The following is a 21160-nucleotide window of genomic DNA, read 5'->3' as shown; positions in this document are numbered from 1 at the left end:
TTTAACCCTCCATATCATATCACCTTAATGAACTGTTTTGTTAAAGCCTCGTACTGTGATTAAATAATAAATGGTGTAAATTAAAGTATAAGCAAGCATCCATATAAGCACCGGCATGAGCAAATTCATCATCAATAAATTGGAGAAGGCTGTTAATGCCACCGCTCCGTGAAGAAGGCCCAATCCTAGCGGCGCCGCAAATATCATCCCCACTTGACTGCGGATTGTCCGCTTCATTTCTCGTTTTGATACACCAATTTTATATAGCACGGCGTATTTGCCTTTATCTTCTTCTGCTTCCGTCATCATTTTAAAGAAAATGATGCTGCCGGTTGCTACGAGAAAAACGAGTCCTAAAAAGCTGCCGACGAATAACAGCGCACCAGATGCTTCAATTGAACCCTTATATTCTTCAGTTGCACTCGAGAAGTTTTCGGTTTTAGCTGCTAATTCCTCTGATAATGCCAATTGGTTTTTATAATCCTTTACTTGCACAGCTTGGTATGTTTTTTCATTTGCAGTGATTTCACTGTATAGCTGATCTGTGACAACGAGGGCACTTGCACCAACCGTGAATGTATTGAATACAGCTTTGTCATATAATTTCGCCACCGCGTATTCCGCACCATCAATCATGACTGAGTCTATTTTTTGCGACCAGCGTTCATCATAAAATGCATCAATCAATAACACTTCCCCATCTTTTGCTACTTGTATATTTGACCAATCTAGGTTTCTCGTCAATTTTTCAAATGTTGATTGATTAATGACTGCATATTCCATTTCATACGTGCCTTGTTCAATCCGAACCGTCTTGCTATGAATAGTTTCAGCGTGCTCTACTATACTTGGATTAATTTCCTGCGGAGCGCCTTCCCACATAAATGTATATGGTGTATAGGCTTGTACATTTTTATCTGCATTATAGTAAAGCCCAAATACGGCTCCGCCTGCTGTAATGGTCGTCGCACTCAAAGTGGCAATGATCGTTAAAGTTTTCGCATTGCCCCTAATGCGGTACAGCAGTTGCGAGGAAGTCATTAAGTTAAGCCCCTTCCAAGCCCAGCGCTTATTTCTTTTCATGACTGATAACACATAGACAAGCACGCTATTAAATATTAGTGCAGAGCCAATGACTGTTAAGGCAATAATGACGATTGGCATCGCCAAACTGAGCATGCGCCAAATTGATGAAGTCGTTAAATCCTGCAATGCCAGCCAGTAAGCCGCTGCCAAAGTGACCACACCTAAAATAGCTGATATTATGCGTGCCTTTGGCAATTCCTCTCCTTTTTTCTCAGCATGAAATAAATCGATTAGCTTAAATTGATAAATGACACGATATCCTTGCATTGAGGTAAATAAGAAAATGATGAAAAATACAATCAATGTATTGGTAACTGCATCCATTGAAAATGCGAATCCTATCACGATATCTAGCCCCATCAATTTCATTAAAATAGTCAGCAATGCGCGCGACAATAAAAAGCCAAGCGCAACACCAACTACTAGTGAAAGTAGCCCGATGACCATGTTTTCAAAAAACAGCATAAAGCCGATCGAACGTTTGCGCACACCTAGAAGCGAATAAAGTGCGACTTCCTTTTTCCTTTTTTTCATAAAGAAAGAATTGGAATAAGCAATGAAAATCGCCACAAATATCATTAATATGAAGGCGGAAGCGCTCATGATGCCGCTGATCTGTTTTGATGTTTCTGCTAATGCACTAATGTCCTCACTATATTTCAAAGTCACGAAAGTGAAGTAAATAATAATTGAAAAAATGGTCGAACCGATATAAAGTGAATAGCTTTTCATGTTACGGCGAATATTCTTCAGAGCTAAATCAAATAACGTCATGCACGTCACCGCCTATTTGTGCCAGTTCATCTAATATCATTTGGAAAAATTCCTTGCGTGTTTTTGTTCCGCGGAATATTTCCTTCGACAAGTGGCCATCCTTGATAAATAAAATTCTACGGCAGAAGCTTGCAGCGTATGCATCATGCGTCACCATCATAATTGTTGTTTCATGCTCAACATTCAATTTGCTTAAACTCTCCAGCAAGTCAGTAGCTGATTTCGAATCCAATGCCCCTGTAGGTTCATCAGCAAAAATAAGCTTTGGATTAGAGACGAGCGCACGGCTCGCAGCTGTACGCTGCTTTTGACCGCCAGAGATTTGGTATGGGTATTTGTCGAGTAAATTTGAAATGCCGAATGTACTGGCAATTATGTCTACACGCTCTTGAATCTCAGCAGCCGGTTTCTTTGCAATTGCTAGCGGAAGAAGAATATTTTCACGTACAGTTAATGAGTCCAGCAGGTTATAATCCTGGAATATAAATCCAAGGTGATCCCGGCGAAAATCTGCAAGCGCCTCTTCCTTCATCTTGGCAATATTGTCTTTACTGATTAAAATATCTCCATTTGTCGGTGAATCGATTGTTGCAAGCACATTAAGCAATGTTGATTTACCTGCTCCTGAAGGCCCCATGACACCTACAAATTCTCCATGGTCAATCTCAAATGATATATTTTCAAGCGCCTTAAAGGTATTTGCGCTATTTCCGTAAATTTTTTCTACATTTCGTACTACTAATAATGGTTCCATCCATATGCACCTCTTTCTTATGTCTTAACTATACCGGGCAAACCTTACGCTAAATTCACGGCTACCTTACAAAATCCTTAAATGCTAAAATAGCTTCATTAGCTCAAATTGATTTGTTTATACTGTAAAAAGAAAGACAGGCTCCATTTTTAAAAAGGAAGGACGTGCCAGCGTTGGAAAAGCCGCGTATTTTGATCGTGGATGATGAGAGCGACTTATGTCATTTAATAAAAACTGCGCTTGCGAAGGAAGGATTTTCAGAGGTTGAAATGGCGGGTTCTGTTCAAGAGGGCTGGGAGAAATTTAATTCGTTCAACCCGGATATCGCCGTATTAGATATCATGCTGCCAGATGGCGAGGGCTATGATTTATGCAATAAAATCCGCGAGGTTTCACGAATTCCTGTGTTATTTTTATCTGCTAAATCTGATGAAATCGATAAAATTTTGGGACTGGCGATTGGCGGCGACGATTATATAACAAAACCATTTAGTCCAAAAGAAGTGGCATTTCGTGTAAAAGCTCAGCTTAGGCGTGCAGGCGTATATACGATGGAAATGTCTGTGCAGACAAATGCGAACAAAGCGATGACAGTCGGTCCGTTTACAATCAATCATGACGAAACGGAAGTAACGAAAAATGGTGAGCTTCTTGAACTAACGGCAAAAGAGGTCGGCTTATTGGCGTGCTTTATGCACAACCCAAACCGGATCATCAGCAAAGAAACACTGTTTGAAAGAGTTTGGGGAGAGGATTTTTATGGGGCAGACAATACATTGATGGTTCATATTAGAAGGCTCCGTGAAAAAATTGAAGAAACCCCCTCAAAGCCAGCCTTCATTACAACAGTCAAAGGGCTTGGCTATAGATTTATCGTGAAATAGGTGATTGAGGTGAAATGGAAATTAACAATCCGCTACTTGATTTCGGTGCTGAGCATTGTCTTTATCGTTATCTTCCTTAATACATTTATTTTAATTGGCATGCTTTTTTATCAGCAGAAACACGGAATCGATGAAGTGACCGAGAACTCAGGCGAAACCTTTACACGCGGATTTGACAAGTATATATCGCTTGAAAATGGAGAGCCTGTTGTTTCCGAAGAAGGCATTGAAGCACTACGGGTATTCGGAGGATGGATACAGATTTTAGATCAGAACGGACAGGTTCAATCTTCTTATCTTGCACCGGAAGATCTTTCAACACATTATAGCCCAATTGAACTCATCCACAAATATAAATATATGGACGATGAATTAAATACTTATTTCATTGGAGAATTTGAATCATACAGCTATTTGATTGGTGTCCCTGATTCGAAAGAAGAACGCGTCGTATTCATGATGGATCCTAAAACTGTTTTTTCCTATGCGACCATGTCTTTGTTAGCAATTGTAATCGTCGATTTATTCATTGCCATGCTCGTTGGTTTATTATTTAGTACCGTTCTAACAAAGCCTGTCTCCAATATCATTGACCGGATTTCGCAGCTCAAAAAACGGAATTTTACCGTACAAGAAACGAAAAAGCCCGGTATTTACAAGCCTGTTTTTTCAAATTTAAATGATGTATCGCAAACACTGCAGGCACATGAAGAAGAACGTCTAAAATTGGAAAAGATGCGTGATGAATGGATCAGCAATGTCTCTCATGATTTAAAAACGCCGCTAGCTTCGATACGAGGATATGCAGAATTACTTCGTGATCAAGACGTATCGCAATTGGAGCGTTTGGAATACTCCGAAGTCATTGAACGTCAATCAATTTATATGAAAGACCTGCTTGATGATTTTAATTTAACGATGCGTCTCCGCAATCAGGAAATGCCCCTCACCTTGCAGGAAACACGACTGGAAAGTTTTGTGCGCGAAATTGTCATTGATTTATTAAATGATCCGCAATTTGGGCAATACGAGATTTCCTTCATTAGTGATTCACCGGATTTGAAGTGGAATATCGACCGTCATCTCATGAAACGCGCGATTTTAAATTTCATATACAATGCGCTTATCCATAATGACGAAAACATTGCCGTAACGATTCGCATCAATACAGACAACCTAACGATTGAAGATAACGGAAAAGGCATACCAGCAGATGACCTGGAACAAATCTTCGAACGCTACTATCGGGGCACAAATACTGGCAACATTCGCGGCACAGGTCTCGGCATGGCCATTTCAAGAGATATTATCGAGGCACATGGCGGGAAAGTAAGCTTAACAAGCAAGATTGGCATTGGGACAACTGTGGAGATTCAGTTGAATGAATAAAAAGTCTCTATTTGCAGCTAGTTAATCAGCAGGCTGAATACACCTCGCTTTTGAGCGTGTGACAGGCGAGACATCTTGCTGCGGCGTCTCACCATTGTTACATCTCCGGCAGGATTCTATTTGATTCAGTCTGCTTTAATAAGCCGGCAATTCATCTATAGCCAAAAAAGCTATTTGTGCAATTAACACTCTTCAGGAGAAATTATTTCATCCTTAAGTAAAAGGTTAACTATCAACAGCTTCATCAATTGAGAGAAAATTATACAATACCAAATATCTTTCAATAGATAAAGCTCAATACTTTTTATAATCCTTGTTTTAAAATCTTATTTATTTAGTTTACTAAAAGTGAGCTCCTTTCTATGTAAAAAGTACTCCTTAAATAATTAAATATTAATGACCTCATTTTACTTATGATACGGTTCAGTTTAGAGTATATAGATGAGGTTTTTTTGAATTGAAAGTTTCTATAATACCCTTTAACCTTTAAATGGGGAATATCCGAGCCTACTTAAAGCTAATGCCATTTGATAATACCCCTCACTATTAGGGTGGACCCCTCCTTTTGATAATAGAGCTTCTTCATTCCCCTTAAATGCACTATAGATATCAGCTACTTTAACATTCGTTTCCCGACCAAAACTGTTAATCATTGAATTAAACGCTTTAATTGCTTCATCTGCTATAGGAATATCGGGAAACGGAGTATATAAATTCGTTAACCGTAAAATGTACTTGTCTTGTTTGTCTAGATGATGAATTCTTTCTACTATTTTTGAGTAATTATTCTGGGTTTGTTTAATAACATGAGATATATTCGCTTCTTTTCCATTTATAATCAATCCTTTAGCAGCGTTTATTAAGTCATCTCCTCCAGCCGTTATCGTGATGATATTTGCACAATTTACAGATTCCATTACAAAAGGGGAATGGAGCATCATAAAAACATCCCCCGTCGTTGCACCTGACCTCGCGTATTTTTGATAAAGAATAGGCTTTTTTAAAATTCGCTGACTTAGGCCTCTGTAATATTCAACAAATCCTGGGTCCAAAAAAGGAACGCCGATACCATCAGTAAGGGAATCGCCTATCGCAAGATAACGTAATAGATTGAAATCCATATTCCACCCCAAGTGGTAAATTTTTATTCTTATAGTATTCAAATCAGTTACGATTCGGAACTATAAGAGCAGTGCCTGTCACTCCCCGAGTAATATCGATGCATTCGACAAAATGCGGGTGGCGACAGGCACTTATTTTAGACTATTTATTAGGAATGGTAGTTGTAATTAATTATTGTTATCCATAAAAATTCAATTTTCATTCCTCCTAAAAATTATTATAGCCCTACTTCCAAAAGGAATTAGGGCTATTGTTCAATGAAAATAAAAAAACCTCATTTACTTATGGTACGGTTCCCCCCTAATAATCCTAAACGCACGATAAACCTGCTCCACCAAAACCAACCTCATCAACTGATGCGGAAATGTCATCTTCGAAAAGCTTAATTTCTCATCCGCTCGCTTCAACACTTCCTCACTCAACCCAAGCGATCCACCAATCACAAACGCTACTTTACTTTTCCCGTAAGTGGCTAGCTTATCTATTCCATCAGCAAGCTCTTCTGATGATTTCATTTTCCCATCAATCGCAAGGGCAATGACGTGGGCATCTGGGTTGATTTTTGCTAAGATGCGTTCGCCTTCCTTTTGTTTGACTTTCAGCATTTCGGATTCGCTTAGTTCTTCTGGCGCTTTTTCATCTGGAACCTCGATGATGTCCATTTTGGCATAGGCCGAAAGTCTCTTTAAATATTCGTCTATTCCTTGCTTTAAATATTTTTCTTTTAGTTTTCCAACGGTAATAATCGAGATATTCACACGTAATCCTCACTTTACAAACAAGATATCCACATAAGTTATACACATATCCACATTTTCTATCCACATATTGTGTGGGATCATTCGTTCGCCACAAGATATACTGCTGAATTTCGACAATATTCACAGGTTGTTGATAACTTTTCCCCCTCTGAAATCTTGGTTAAAATCGGGAAGGTTTCGTGCTCGTCAACGACTGTATCTATTGCTATATCAATGTGTTCCTCACAACTATAAATCATTTTCTTCCATCCTTTCATATACAAATACACCTATTCTCATTATTCGAATTGTGGATAATTTCTATTAATTTTATTCTTTTCACTTATCCACACTACATCTTAACAAAACAGAACCTAAATCGAAAGTGTCGACCCCTATCCAATGTTATGCACAATGTTAATATCCGTCTTTTTCCCTATTAGAGAAACTTGGCGTTAAAAAAACAGGAAAGCAATTTTTTCGCTTTCCTGCCCCGCAAAACAATTTAATTAAAACGTCTCTTCTCTAAGCTTCAAGGTTGTCTTATGAAGCTTTCCACCACGGTAATATTTTATCTCTAATTGGTCGCCAATTTTCTTTTTATTATAGAGAAGCTTTCTAAGATCGACAACATCATTGATTTTTTCTCCATCCATTTCAACGATGACATCAAGCTCCTTCAATCCTGCTTGAGCAGCTGGTGCGTTTGGAACAACCCTTCTTAGTGCCACACCATAATTGACATCACTTGGCAATTTTAAGGTTTCAAGCTGATGATACCTAGAAATCTCATTCACTGATACTAATTCTACGCCCATATAAGGTCTTTTCACTTCTCCGAATTTCTCTAAATCATTGATGATCGGCTGAGCAGAATTAATCGGAATGGCCAAACCAATGCCTTCTACCGCTTGCTGAGCAATTTTCATCGAGTTAATGCCGATAACTTGTCCTTTAATATTGACTAAAGCTCCTCCACTATTTCCTGGATTGATCGCAGCATCTGTTTGCAATACGTCTGCATTCCAGTCCGCAACTCCATCTTCATTAATATCTACAGGGATTGTACGCTCAACTCCGGAAATAATTCCTTGTGTAACAGAGCCTGAGAAGGTCTGGCCAAGAGGATTTCCAATTGCAATAACTGGCTCGCCAGGCTTTAAAGCATCAGAGTTACCAAACTCAGCAACTTTTTTCACATTTTTTTCATCAATTTCAAGAACGGCAAGGTCCGTCCATATATCACTGCCTCTAAGCTCAGCGGGCACCTTAGTCCCATCTGCGAGAGTAACCTCGAGCTTGTTAGCCTTCTCAATCACATGATGATTTGTCACAACATACGCTTTGTTACCAGCCTTTTTATAAATCACGCCTGATCCAGTCCCAGCCGGTTCATTCACACTTCCGCCTTCTCCCCAGAAGCTGGTCGTTTGAATATTGGTTATTCCAACAACAGCATCTCCTGCTTTATCCACCGCTTTTGTTACATCAGATACTACATTCAAGGATACATTTTGTGTAGGAATATTGCCTTTATTATCGGCGTTTTCCTGCACCTGTTCATCCGGCTGCGCGGAAAATGGAAAAACATCAGAACCTGAAATTATCGGGATGGCAATAATGACAAGAATGGCACCTAGAATTGCCCCAACAAGGCTCGCCAAAAAATAACCGCCCTTATTTCCCTTTTGCTTCTTATTACTGTTTTCATAATCTTCTTGATCATAGTAACCCATACTGGACCATTCCTTTCTTCATTCTTTACTGTGTAAGAAATAAGTGCTAAGACTTATTCTTCCTCCTAATTCAATATTATAATCAATCATTTTAAAGAATCTATTAAAAATCTACTAAAAAAAGCCTATAGGCACGCATTCAGAAATTGATCCAATAAAAAAATCAAATTTCTGCCCATGTACCCTATAGACTTCTCATCCTTACTCTAATCCTAGATTGCTGTTAATGCAGTCGGAATCTTCGGATCTGTATCATACAATTCAAACTGCTCTCCCACAATAATTCCTCTGCTTTCGAGTGTTTGCGATACAGACATTCTCGCTAAATCCTTCATATTATTATCTTGGCTTAAATGAGCTAAGTAAATTCGCTTCGTCCGATCTCCAGCCACTTCGCCCATCGCAATTGCTGCATCCTCATTGGACACATGGCCAACATCACTTAAAATTCTTCTCTTAATGCTCCATGGGTAACGTCCCATTCTGAGCATCTGAACATCATGATTGCTTTCAAACACATAAGCATCCGCGTTAGAAATCAGTCCCTTCATCCGATCACTGACATAGCCTGTATCGGTAATTAAGACAAGCTTCTTGCCTTGGTGATGAAAGACATAGAACATCGGATCTGCAGCATCATGTGATACACCGAAGGATTCAATTTCTAAAGAGCCAAATGCTTTCACTGTCTCCATCTCAAAGGTAAATTTCTGTTCCACAGGGACTTGTCCAATTAAACTGTCCATTGCCTTCCATGTCTTCTCATTTGCGTAGACTGGCAATTTATACTTGCGGGCTAGCACCCCGACTCCTTTAATATGGTCGCTATGCTCGTGTGTCACTAATAATCCGGAGAGTTTCCCCATATCTCGATCAATCTTTTGAAATAAAGCTTCCATTTGCTTTCCGCTCAATCCCGCATCAACCAAAAATGAATGGTCCTCCGTCTCGACAAAGATGGCATTCCCCGTACTTCCGCTCGCGAGAACGCTGAATTGTAAAGACATATTCTCTCACTCCACTATATTTTTATCTTCGGTGTTTAATTGGAAAACTTGCCCCTCGAAGGCATTGACAAATAAGTCCTCTTTATCTTCAATAACAAAACGCCATGCAGGTGTCAAAACCTGTGTCGTGCTCGTTTGATCAAAAGTAAAATACCCTAGCTCAACCTTTGTAATTTTGCTCTTAGGCTCCAGAGAATTATTTTCATACAATGCTTCAATTGCCTTTAAAGGTTGAATAATCTTCTCTTCTTTAGAAATCTCTTCAATATCCTCAAGCATCGTTTGCCGATAGGACGCAATATCATTTTCTTCAGTCAAGTAGATGGCCAATTGACCGTTATTATTATGGTAAAAAACCTTATCGTTAAATTGCTGGTAATAGTAAATAGTACTTCCTTCCTTCTTCCAAAAACGATATTGATCGCCATTCAAAACATTATTTTTGACAAAGGAATTGACATCTGCCACTTCAAACTTATCTTTGAGGTCATACGGCTTATCAAGTATAGACTTTAAGGCATTGTCCGTGCTCACTTCAAGATCCTGGCCTTTTAACTTTGTTTTCTCTAATGACTCGATTAGTTCATTATTAAAATTCTTCGGTTTCGCACTTAAATACATATCTTTCGTATGGTTTTTCGGAAGCTCTTTATACTCAATCTCGGCAGCCTGAAGCTTCTTTTCTAAGGATGTTTCCGTTATATATTCATACTGACTTGAATCCTTCAATGTAAAGAACTCATACATTAAATAAATATCAAGCACAAGGAAGGTTAAGATGAAAATAGTTTTGATCCTACTCCAATCCATGGTTAGGCCCTCCTTCTATTTCATTCATCGATAATTTACTCCATGTATGATTGTATCGATAATACCAGGAAGGCTCCAAGTACAGGATCCTTGCATTTTTTTCCATGGTGTATCCCAGTACGAGATCCTCTAAGTTATCCATGTTATATCCTTCCGATTCCAAAAACTGTATGACTTCCTCCCCAGAGCTTAATGTCATTTCTGACGCTTCCACCCTTGAACCGATAGAAAAATTACTGCGGAAATACTTATAGATTTCATTTTGACCCCATGTTTGGCTTATTTCAGAAATACCGCTTTCCTCGCTAAAAACGGGATACCCTTTGTCGTCATAAAGGCGGAAAAGCACTTGATGATTCAATTCATCCATGGATACAAACCGGTAATTATCTGTCCAGCCGCCATGCTCATTAATGAAATCAATGCTTCTTTTTAAAAGATTATTAGAAATAAAAGAACTCTCATTGTTTTCAACAGGATTAATATACTGAAGCGTGCTTTCATCATCATTCACACGCATTAGGCTTGATCCGTTCGTATATTCTTCCCCAGAGGTTGGATGATTTTTCTGAACGACACTTGGATTTTTAAATAAGGCATTCATAAATTTCTCAGAATCTAAAGGTGTTGATAAATATTGATATCGCTGCATTTTCGTTTCTTCCACAGGCAAGAATAGAATTCGATCATTTCCCGTCTTATAAGGGAAATACTTCGCATATTTCAGACTGTATTCGGCATTTTTAAAGAAGCTATTTCTAAAGTTATGCACGAACGATGCTGATACATGGCTTCTGTAGACTTCCTCATTTTCTGTAGAAACAAAATAGACAAAGCCATGATCCTTCTGTACTTCTTCTAAATCGATGACAATTCGATCGAAATAGAATTCAGGGATCTTTTTTTCCTTCGTATTAATAATTGTTCGAAAAAATTCAGTTGGAATCGAATCAGGAAATAGAATAACCGCATTCCCAGGATTATGGATGAAAGATGAATAATTTTTTATTTGACTTGAGATATTGACAAAATCAGAAAAATCCCATCTGCTAATCTCTGCCATTACTTTTTCTATTTCATTTGGATCGATCGTCCCATAATGCCTGTCTTTATCGTAATGGTAATAAATCCGATCCGGTTTAATAATTTCTTTTGCATCTTTCGGCGCACTAATTTCTACTTCCTGAACCGTTTTTGCTTTTTCCATAATTTCATAATTTGGCTGGTACGTCCAAATGCTCCATGTTAAAAGCACACTAAAGCCTACTAAAATGACTAATATGAGTGATTTAATATTTTCATAAGTCATTCCCAATCATCCTCTTCAGTCCGAAGGTAAGGCAGGCTGAAAGAAATGGTCGTCCCTTTTCCTTCCTTGCTCGTTGCCCATATTTCACCGCCATGTGCTTCCACCATTTCCTTAGAGATGGCAAGCCCAAGACCAGTACCGCCCAGCTTCCTCGTTCTTGCTTTATCCACTCGGTAAAAACGCTCAAAGATTTTATTAATATTGTTTTTCGGTATCCCTACTCCTTGGTCAGAGACACTGATAACGACGATATCATTCTTCTCTTCAAGACGGAACGTAATTTTGCCGCCTTCTGGAGAGTACTTCAAGGCATTCGAAATAATATTATCAATAACTTGAGTAAGCTTGTCCCCATCTATTTCAACGAATGCTGAATGAACAGGAAGCTTGCGCTCAAATGTTACATTCTGTTGTTTTGATAGCTCAAAGCGGTCAATAATTCGATTATAGAAAGAAATAATATCGATCCATTCTTTATTAAGCTTGTAATCCTTACTATCCATGTTCGAAAGCTGGAGCAGATCATTGACAAGACGAATCATCCGCTCGGTTTCAGTTTGAGTAACATCTAGAAATTTTGGAGCAATCTCATCATCCTGCCATGCTCCTTCTGCAAGAGCCTCTAAATAGCTTCTCATTGTGGTTAATGGCGTTCTTAGCTCATGGGAAACATTCGCAACAAATTCCCGTCGCTCCATATCAATTTTTTCCTGCTCAGTTATGTCATGGAGGATTGTAATGAGTCCATTAACAAATCCAGTTTCCTTTTGAATCACAGATACATTTGCTCGTAATATCAACGTGTTTGCTGGATTGCTGAAATCTAAAATAACGGAGTCCCGTTCAGAGAGCAATTCTTCAAACGTGTAATCCTCTTCAAGGCCAAGCAGAGACACAATCGGTGTTGACAATACTGTTTCACGTGAAACATTCAGCATTTCAGCAGCCGGCTCATTGATCAGAATAACCCTGCCTTTACGATCTGTTGCAATCACACCATCTGTCATGTGCGAAAGTACAGATGAAAGCTTGCGTCGCTCCCCTTCCGTTGTCGCCTGTGCCTCCTGCAATTTCTTCGTTAAATTATTAAAGGTCATCGCTAATTGACCAATTTCATCATTTCCGTACACTTTAACCTTTCTTGAGAAATTCCCCTTTGCCATTGCAAGGGCTTGCCTTCTCATATCTGACATCGGACGAGTAATGGTTTGAGCAAGAAGAACACCTAAAATAGCTGTAATGGTAAGGGCGATCGCTGTTCCAGAAATGAAAATATTATTAATTTGCTTCAATTGATCATATACATTTTCAATTTTTGCATCGAGATAAATCGCACCCTTCACTTCCCCATCTATCTTAATGGGTGTGACAAGAACCCAAATTCTATTGCCCGTATTAGGGTCGATAAAGTCCTCCGTTACTGGCTGAGCTGTAGCAATCGTCATCCGTACTAAATTTTCCGTCGTTCGTTGACCTACGATGCCTTGATTATCAGGGTCTGAGGTTCCAAGAATTTTTAACGTATCGGCATCAATTACTTGAACTTCGTTGATATCCTCAGAATAATAATCCCTCAGTAATTTTTTTACGTCATCCTCAAGAGTCTCGTCTTCATCTGGCACTCGCACCTTCATCATCTGTTCCTCTAGATAATAAGCAAGCAAATTGACCCGATCTTGGATAGTTGTCTTAAAATTATCTTTAAGCGTAAATTCTAATTGCCTCACAAAGTAAACACCAATAATCTGCATAGCAATTAAAATAAGCAGCACATAGATAATGACAAATTTTAGGTGAATCGAACGAAAAAAACCTACTTTTTTCATTGAATGTCCTTACTCCTGTTCAGGATTTCTCAAATAATACCCAACTCCCCTTCTCGTGACGATCCATGTTGGATGACTTGGGTTATCCTCTATTTTTTCACGGAGGCGTCTAACCGTTACATCGACTGTACGAACATCTCCGTAATAATCGTAGCCCCATACGGTTTGAAGCAGATGCTCCCGTGTCATCACTTGTCCAATATGCTTGGCCAAGTAATGGAGCAGTTCAAACTCACGATGAGTAAGCTCAATCGATTCCCCACGCTTCGAAACAATATAGGCGTCTGGATGAATGATCAAGGAGCCAACCGTAATTTCATTTGTTTCCTCTTCTTCAGCTGTATTTGCAGCAATTTGGGAGTGTCGTCTTAAATTAGCCTTAATTCGAGCAATGAGCTCCCTCGTGCTAAATGGCTTCGTCACATAATCATCAGCACCAAGCTCTAGTCCAATGACTTTATCAATCTCTGAGTCCTTTGCCGTCAGCATAATGATCGGCATATCATATTTTTTCCTTACTTCACGGCAAACCTCAATTCCGTCCTTTTGCGGAAGCATAATATCAAGCAGAATCAAATCTGGCTTAATTTCTTCAACCTTCTCTATCGCATCATTTCCATCGTACGAACAGAACACTTCAAAGCCTTCTTTTTTTAAGTTAAATTGCAGAATATCCGCAATTGGTTTCTCATCATCTACAACTAGAATTTTTCTTTCCATAGTGTTCTCCTTTTTAAATATATCAATTTTTATTTTGGATCTATTAGATTTTGTATTTTCAATGTATGTTCTCAATTTTACTTTATCATGTTATAAATATGAATTCATCTATTTTACATGGAAGAACCTTCGATAAGTCAAGGTAAATTTAGGGATTGCTTTGAATAAGAAAAGCGCAAGCGCCTTCGAACAATTAAAGGACAAATTGTTCCTGAGATGAATATTCAAAGAAGCTTTCCTTTGTGCTCACCTCCGACAAGCATAAGACTGGCCGACAGGAAGGTTGTTCTTTAACCTTCTTGGCGGACTGGCTTATGACCTCGAGGTCGACAAAAGCGCGACGTCCTCCCAAAAGCTTCTCTTTTGGTCGTGCGATGTTTCGCTAACGTAGCTTTCCTTATCCTGTCGCATTGTCGACACTAGTACGTCCTGTACGTCGGAGGTAGGTGCTGGAGCTGAACGTAGATAAACTATATCTCAAGTTATCAACAGTTAGCGAATTTTATTATTTCCTATTCAACAAGAAAAGTCTCTAGTTCCGAAACTAGAGACTTTAACAGATTTTAATTAGCGAATATAATCTAATGGATTTTGTAAGCTTCCATTTTTATATAGCTCAAAGTGTAGGTGGACACCTGTTGAATTTCCAGTAGATCCCATAACCCCAATTTTAGAACCCTTTGATACGACTTGGCCTGGATTCACACTAATCGATGAAAGATGAGCGTAAATGGTGCGGTAGCCATTTTGATGGTCGATTACAATTTTATTTCCGAAGCTGCCATCATAGCCTGCTGAAACAACGACCCCATTATCAGCTGCTTTGATTGTACGATCACTCGGCCTTGCAATATCGATTCCTTTATGCATTCTTCCCCAACGATATCCAACATTACTTGAAACATATCCGCCACCTGTTGGCCAAATAAAGTTGCCTTCACCTCGAGACGGAATAACCTTCGTCCCTTTTAGAATAATATGTTTAACTGGTGGTTGAAGAACTTCTTCTTTTGCTAATTCCTTCGTAATGACTGTTCCATTTTGTTCAGATATGCGATAGGTTGCTGCGCGCATCCCATCTTTCCCTTCTTGCTTAACTTTTGTATCGCCTTTGAACATAGATTCAGTTTCTTCTACTTCTTTTTCAAATGGCATAACTTCTTTTGTATAGTATTCCTTGTCAATAATAACTTGAACAAATGGTTTTAAAACCGTTACATTCAGTTCCTGGTCAATTTGCAGTGTTGATTCTTCTGTTAATCCAGGATTAATAGCTAGAAGCTCTTTCGTAGTTAAGTTATGAGCTTTGGCAATTCCACCAAGCACATCCCCTTCTTTTACCTTATACTTAACTTCTTCTAATGATCCTTTTTCGAGAAGCTTGACCGCATTTTCAACAGACATAATTTTAGCTGGTTCAACTTTTTCATCAGAAACTGAAACTTCTTCAGATAGTCGAACGTCTAAGATACGAGTTTCATTTTCTTTTAACGGTGGTAATGTAACAGCATCAGAAGCTTTTTTTGCTTCCACTGCTTTTAAATCAGCCTCTGAAACATATTTTAATTTAAGCTGATCAAGAACTTCCTTTGCCTTATCTTTATTTTCAACATAGGCAACCGGTTTTCCATCAATGATTAGAGCAGAAGCATCTGCTTGTACACTAATTTCCTTTTTAATCTCTTCGGCTACTTGTGAATTATTTGCCACAGAGTTAGCATGGAATACTTGCTCTGGTACGAAAGACACTTCTGAATTCAATGATAGATTCAAATTCTTATAAACAGATTCCTCTTCTTTTACCTTTTTGTCTATTAAGTCTTCAATTTTGCTTTTATCAGTAACAGTTCCTATATATTGGTCATCTATATAAACATAATAGACAGTTGTTAGCTTTTCGGCACTAGCATGAGCTGAAACACCAGCAGTAAATGTGATCCCAGCCACAGCAATAGCCGTAATTGCTGTCTTTTTTAATGCATTTTTAATATTCTTATATGTATGATTATTTATCTGCGTAAAGTTTTTATTCGAATCTTGCATTGTTACATCCTCCTAGACTAAGGCAACAAAATACACTTTCATATAGTGCTATGTAACTATTAATTATTTCCAGAAAAATTTTACACTTTTATACTCTACCATAAAACGATTCCAATTTACTAGTAAACTTGATAATGTAACAAAAATGTATAATTAATGACAATTTATTACCATTTTTATGAAAAAATAATGCTGTTATTTGTAGAAAAAAAGAAGAATAATAGTAAATTAATCCTAATATTATTGGGTTTTTGAGGATTTTCTTAAAGCGGAGATAGTAGAGAAAATTGTATTGTAGAGAGAAAGCTGCCAGTAAAAAAATAGGAGATATATTACATTTGTGTAACAAAAAGGAGTATGAATGTTATCATACTCCTTTTGTTTGCGTTTTTTGATGGCTCAGGACGGAATCGAACCGCCGACACAAGGATTTTCAGTCCTTTGCTCTACCGACTGAGCTACTGAGCCGTATATGATGTAGTTTCCTAAATCTAAATTGTGGTCGAACTGTGTTCCAAATCTCTGCGCGATTTGTCGCAGATTTTAAAAGTTTGCTATTCGGGAAGCATTGCTTCGGACTGCAATCTTTTAAAATCTGCTGATTTGTCATTTTCCATGACCCGTACGGGATTCGAACCCGTGTTACCGCCGTGAAAGGGCGGTGTCTTAACCGCTTGACCAACGGGCCTAAAAAAACATGGTGAGCCATGAAGGACTCGAACCTTCGACCCTCTGATTAAAAGTCAGATGCTCTACCGACTGAGCTAATGGCTCGGTATAAAGTACTGTTTCCTCTATTTTATCTGTAGTCGAAATGTGCTCCAAATCTCTTTGTGATTTGTTGCAGATTGCTACAGCTTACTATTCGAGGATGTATCGCTTCGGACTGTAAACTTTCGCAATCCTCTACCGACTGAGCTAATGGCTCATATACTTTTATGACGACGCTTTTTATATTATCATAGAGTTATATAGGAGTGCAATGCCTTTTAAAAAAATAAATTTATTACAATCAATAAGAATAGGGCTTCTCATTTGAATGTTTTTTTTGACTTTGTATTCTTATTTTCCATTAAATAATTTTTATCAGATATGTAGGCTAGCATTCAACTTGTGTTCGTAATTAAGAGGTGTAGAGATATTTTCATCATGCACGGTATCTTTTTTTCTCATTTATGGGTACGATTAGCCTTTATTCGTGACCGGTATTTCTCTTTTTTCTACTTCACGGGTACGATTACTCTTTATTCGTGACCGGTATTTCTCTTTTTTCTACTTCACGGGTACGATTACTCTTTATTCGTGACCGGTATTTCTCTTTTTTCTACTTTACGGGTACGATTAGCCTTTATTTGTTACCGATATCTCTCTTTTTTCTACTTCACGGGTACGATTAGTCTTTATTCGTGACCGATATCTCTCTTTTTTCTACTTCACGGGTACGATTAGCCTTTATTCGTGACCGGTATCTCTCTTTTTTCTACTTCACGGGTACGATTAGTCTTTATTCGTGACCGGTATCTCTCTTTTTTCTACTTCACGGGTACGATTACTCTTTATTCGTGACCGGTATTTCTCTTTTTTCTACTTCACGGGTACGATTAGTCTTTATTCGTGACCGGTATCTCTCTTTTTTCTACTTCACGGGTACGATTAGCCTTTATTCGTGACCGATATCTCTCTTTTTTCTACTTCATGGGTACGATTAGTCTTTATTCGTGACCGATTGCTTCCTTTTTTCCGATTCACTGGTACGATTAAGCTTTAAGATAGATCAACATTTACAAAGAGTAAAAATAAAACCACAGTGTAAATTCTCTTTCGAATTGCACTGCGGTTTTGATCTATGAACAGATTTTTTTCAATCTATCGCTTTTAGTTTTGACGCCAAGGGCTTCTCACTACGTTTGTCTGTGTGCGGTCAGGACCAACTGAGAAGATTGAAAGTGGGATACCTGTTAATTGAGATACACGCTCAATGTAATGACGGGCATTTACAGGCAGCTCGTCTAATGATTTACAGCCAGTAATATCATCTGTCCAACCAGGCAGTTCTTCATAGACTGGCTCACATTCGGCTAAAACCTTTAAGCTTGCAGGGAATTCTTCAATCACTTCCCCTTTATAACGATAAGCGACACAGATTTTCAGTGTTTCAATGCCTGTTAATACGTCAATTGAGTTCAAAGATAAATCTGTAAGTCCACTTACACGGCGAGCATGGCGAACAACTACACTATCGAACCAGCCAACACGGCGAGGACGACCTGTTGTAGTACCGTATTCACGGCCGACTTCACGGATTTGATGACCGATTTCATTATCAAGCTCCGTTGGGAAAGGACCATCTCCAACACGTGTTGTATAAGCTTTACATACTCCGACAACATGCTTAATTTTCGAAGGACCCACACCAGAACCGATTGTGACGCCTCCAGCAACAGGGTTTGAAGAGGTAACAAATGGGTACGTACCCTGGTCAATATCAAGCATCACACCTTGTGCCCCTTCAAAAAGGACTCTGCGGCCTTCATCAAGAGCATCATTAAGAACAACAGATGTATCACACACATATTGCTTAATCTGCTGGCCATACTCATAATATTCGTCTAAGATTTCTTCTTTCGTAATTCCTTGTGTTTCATATATGCGCTCGAATAATCGATTCTTTTCTTCAAGATTACGGGCAAGCTTTTCTTCAAAAACTTCACGATCTAATAAATCAGCAATTCGGATTCCGATACGAGCTGCTTTATCCATATAAGCAGGGCCAATTCCCTTTTTAGTCGTTCCAATTTTATTCGCGCCTTTACGATCTTCTTCAACTTCATCTAATTTTAAATGATATGGCAGAATAACATGGGCACGGTTGCTAATACGGAGGTTGTCAGTTGTAACTCCTTTATCGTGAAGGTAGGCAAGTTCTTTAACTAGAGCTTTCGGGTCTACAACCATTCCATTTCCAATTACGCTTATTTTATCTTTGTAAAAAATTCCTGATGGAATTAAATGCAGCTTATAAGTTTCACCATTAAACTTAATCGTATGACCCGCATTATTTCCACCTTGATAACGTGCAATGACTTCAGCATTTTCAGATAAGAAATCCGTAATTTTTCCTTTACCTTCGTCTCCCCACTGTGTTCCTACTACAACTACTGATGACATACTAAAAGCACCTCCGAATTTCCTAATCATTTTTATCCTGCTCTATAATGTACAAAATGTTCTATTTCATGTGTCACCACAAAAAGTGGTGTTTTCTTATATCCATTTCAAACATTCTCATTTTATCAATTTACACAGCCAAAAGTCAATAAAACACGAACGTTTCAATGAAAATATGAAAATTCGTTCGTCAATATTCCAAATTATGAAAATAGAAAAAGAACTAGCCATTAAACTAGTTCTCTACGCACCAGAAGGAACAGCAGAATCATCAAAGCGTCTCTCTAAGTTTACGAATTTATTATACTCTTTAGCGAAAGCAAGCGATACAGTACCAACAGGACCATTACGCTGTTTAGCAATGATGATCTCAATTATATTTTGATTCTCTGATTCTTTGTCATAATAATCATCACGATATAAGAATGCAACAATATCAGCATCCTGCTCAATACTTCCGGATTCACGAATATCTGACATCATAGGTCTCTTATCCTGACGTTGTTCCACCCCACGGGATAGCTGAGAAAGAGCAATAACCGGAACCTGTAATTCACGAGCCAATTGTTTTAATGAACGTGAAATTTCCGATACTTCCTGCTGACGGTTTTCTCCTGACCGCCCGCTTCCGAGAATAAGCTGTAAATAGTCAATTAAAATCATACCCAGACCATGCTCCTGCTTCAAGCGGCGGCATTTAGAACGGATATCCGTAATCCGTACGCCTGGTGTATCATCTATGAAAATACCCGCATTTGAAAGACTCCCCATCGCCATAGTAAGCTTACCCCAATCTTCGTCTGTAAGCGAACCTGTACGAAGCCTTTGTGCATCAATATTTCCTTCAGCACAGAGCATCCTCATGACAAGCTGCTCTGCACCCATTTCAAGACTAAAAATCGCGACATTTTCTCCTGTCTTTGTGGCAACATTTTGAGCAATATTTAAGGCAAAGGCAGTTTTACCAACGGAAGGACGGGCGCCTACAATGATCAAGTCGTTGCGCTGGAACCCTGCTGTCATTTTATCAAGCTCCGTAAACCCGGTCGCTATTCCGGTAATATCGCCCTTGCGGTTATGCATGATTTCAATATTATCGTAAGTGCGAACAAGTACATCCTTAATATTATGAAAGGCTCCTGCATTTTTACGTTGCGCCACTTCTAGAATACTCTTTTCTGCTTCACCTAAAAGAGCCTCTACTTCATCTTCACGAGAATAACCATCTTGAGCAATCCCTGTTGCAGTACGGATAAGTCTGCGTAGCAAAGATTTTTCCTCAACAATTTTTGCGTAATATTCAATATTGGCAGCTGTTGGAACAGACCCAGCAAGCTCACTTAAATAGCTAACGCCGCCAGTGTCCTCAAGAAGCTTTGCAGCTCCTAACTCCTCCGTAACTGTAATTAAATCTACCGCTTTCCCTTCATCATTCAGCTTTAGCATGATATTAAAGATCTTTTGGTGGGCTGCACGGTAAAAATCCTCAGGAATCAATATTTCAGAAGCTAAAGTGAGGGAAGATGGCTCAAGAAATATAGCACCAAGAACCGCCTGCTCCGCTTCCATATTCTGCGGTGGAAGGCGATCAGCAATCAAATCACTCATCTCATTAACCTCCTTAATAGAAATGCGAAAGCTTCAAATGGAACGTCGACTAAAGGCCGCCACGTCCTGTGGCGAACATCGGCGTCAGCACATCCTGTGCAAGGCCGACAGGAAAGTTATTCTTTAACTTTCTGGGCGGACCCTCGAGGTTAACAAATAACGCGACGTCCTCCCAATAGCTCCC

Annotated in this window: 16 protein-coding genes and 3 tRNA genes; 2 read left to right on the top strand and 17 right to left on the bottom strand. The window is 38.8% G+C overall.

Annotated elements, in window-relative coordinates:
- Positions 1-24: 24 nt before the first annotated feature.
- Together KHA94_RS06590 and KHA94_RS06585 are read right to left on the bottom strand one after the other, a co-directional pair.
- Positions 25-1860, bottom strand: a complete 1836-nt coding sequence (locus KHA94_RS06590) for an FtsX-like permease family protein (protein WP_213101371.1) — start codon at positions 1858-1860, stop codon at positions 25-27.
- Positions 1847-2614: an ABC transporter ATP-binding protein gene (locus tag KHA94_RS06585; protein ID WP_213101370.1), complete on the bottom strand. Its 768-nt coding sequence runs from the start codon at positions 2612-2614 to the stop codon at positions 1847-1849. Before KHA94_RS06585 ends, KHA94_RS06590 begins: the two co-directional genes overlap by 14 nt.
- 173 nt (positions 2615-2787) lie before the next feature.
- Between KHA94_RS06585 and KHA94_RS06580 the strand changes: the two genes are divergently transcribed.
- Both KHA94_RS06580 and KHA94_RS06575 read left to right on the top strand, forming a co-directional pair.
- Positions 2788-3498, top strand: a complete 711-nt coding sequence (locus KHA94_RS06580) for a response regulator transcription factor (RefSeq protein WP_213101369.1) — start codon at positions 2788-2790, stop codon at positions 3496-3498.
- Between the two features lie 9 nt (positions 3499-3507).
- The gene (locus KHA94_RS06575) at positions 3508-4887 is read left to right on the top strand and encodes a sensor histidine kinase (protein WP_213101368.1); all 1380 of its coding nucleotides are present in this window, start codon (positions 3508-3510) and stop codon (positions 4885-4887) included.
- 479 nt (positions 4888-5366) lie between these two features.
- On the opposite strand, the gene KHA94_RS06570 is transcribed toward KHA94_RS06575, so the two are convergent.
- From KHA94_RS06570 to dnaB, 15 genes are all read right to left on the bottom strand, one after another.
- Entirely contained in the window at positions 5367-6008 is a 642-nt protein-coding gene (locus KHA94_RS06570; RefSeq protein ID WP_213101367.1) for an SGNH/GDSL hydrolase family protein, read from the bottom strand.
- 279 nt (positions 6009-6287) lie between these two features.
- Complete coding sequence (gene rlmH, locus KHA94_RS06565) at positions 6288-6767, bottom strand: 23S rRNA (pseudouridine(1915)-N(3))-methyltransferase RlmH (protein WP_213101366.1); 480 nt, start codon at positions 6765-6767, stop codon at positions 6288-6290.
- A gap of 80 nt (positions 6768-6847) precedes the next feature.
- Positions 6848-7027: a CxxH/CxxC protein gene (locus tag KHA94_RS06560; RefSeq protein WP_420828147.1), complete on the bottom strand. Its 180-nt coding sequence runs from the start codon at positions 7025-7027 to the stop codon at positions 6848-6850.
- 231 nt (positions 7028-7258) lie between these two features.
- On the bottom strand, positions 7259-8485 hold the full coding sequence (locus KHA94_RS06555; protein ID WP_213101365.1) for a S1C family serine protease: 1227 nt from the start codon (positions 8483-8485) through the stop codon (positions 7259-7261).
- Positions 8486-8697: 212 nt separating this feature from the next.
- On the bottom strand, positions 8698-9492 hold the full coding sequence (locus KHA94_RS06550; RefSeq protein ID WP_213101364.1) for an MBL fold metallo-hydrolase: 795 nt from the start codon (positions 9490-9492) through the stop codon (positions 8698-8700).
- Positions 9493-9498: 6 nt separating this feature from the next.
- Positions 9499-10302, bottom strand: a complete 804-nt coding sequence (locus KHA94_RS06545) for a two-component system regulatory protein YycI (protein ID WP_213101363.1) — start codon at positions 10300-10302, stop codon at positions 9499-9501.
- Entirely contained in the window at positions 10289-11611 is a 1323-nt protein-coding gene (locus KHA94_RS06540; RefSeq protein ID WP_213101362.1) for a YycH family regulatory protein, read from the bottom strand. Before KHA94_RS06540 ends, KHA94_RS06545 begins: the two co-directional genes overlap by 14 nt.
- Positions 11608-13437, bottom strand: coding sequence for a cell wall metabolism sensor histidine kinase WalK (walK, locus tag KHA94_RS06535; RefSeq protein ID WP_213101361.1), 1830 nt, complete (start codon positions 13435-13437; stop codon positions 11608-11610). Before walK ends, KHA94_RS06540 begins: the two co-directional genes overlap by 4 nt.
- Positions 13438-13446: 9 nt before the next feature.
- A complete protein-coding gene (gene yycF / locus KHA94_RS06530) occupies positions 13447-14157 on the bottom strand; it encodes a response regulator YycF (RefSeq protein ID WP_213101360.1) in 711 nt (236 codons plus the stop codon).
- Positions 14158-14724: 567 nt separating this feature from the next.
- On the bottom strand, positions 14725-16200 hold the full coding sequence (locus KHA94_RS06525; RefSeq protein ID WP_213101359.1) for a peptidoglycan DD-metalloendopeptidase family protein: 1476 nt from the start codon (positions 16198-16200) through the stop codon (positions 14725-14727).
- Between the two features lie 395 nt (positions 16201-16595).
- Positions 16596-16668 (bottom strand) — tRNA-Phe (locus tag KHA94_RS06520).
- Positions 16669-16816: 148 nt separating this feature from the next.
- Positions 16817-16888, bottom strand: a tRNA-Glu gene (locus tag KHA94_RS06515).
- Between the two features lie 10 nt (positions 16889-16898).
- A tRNA-Lys gene (locus KHA94_RS06510) sits at positions 16899-16974 on the bottom strand.
- A 1101-nt stretch (positions 16975-18075) separates the two neighbouring features.
- Positions 18076-19368, bottom strand: coding sequence for an adenylosuccinate synthase (locus KHA94_RS06505; RefSeq protein WP_213101358.1), 1293 nt, complete (start codon positions 19366-19368; stop codon positions 18076-18078).
- A gap of 243 nt (positions 19369-19611) precedes the next feature.
- Positions 19612-20976 (bottom strand): replicative DNA helicase, encoded by a 1365-nt coding sequence (gene dnaB, locus KHA94_RS06500; RefSeq protein WP_213101357.1) that lies wholly within the window; start codon positions 20974-20976, stop codon positions 19612-19614.
- Positions 20977-21160: the final 184 nt, after the last annotated feature.

It is taken from the genome of Cytobacillus citreus, assembly GCF_018343665.1.
Lineage (GTDB): Bacteria > Bacillota > Bacilli > Bacillales > Cytobacillaceae > Cytobacillus > Cytobacillus citreus.
This window is presented reverse-complemented; position numbering and strand designations above follow the sequence as displayed.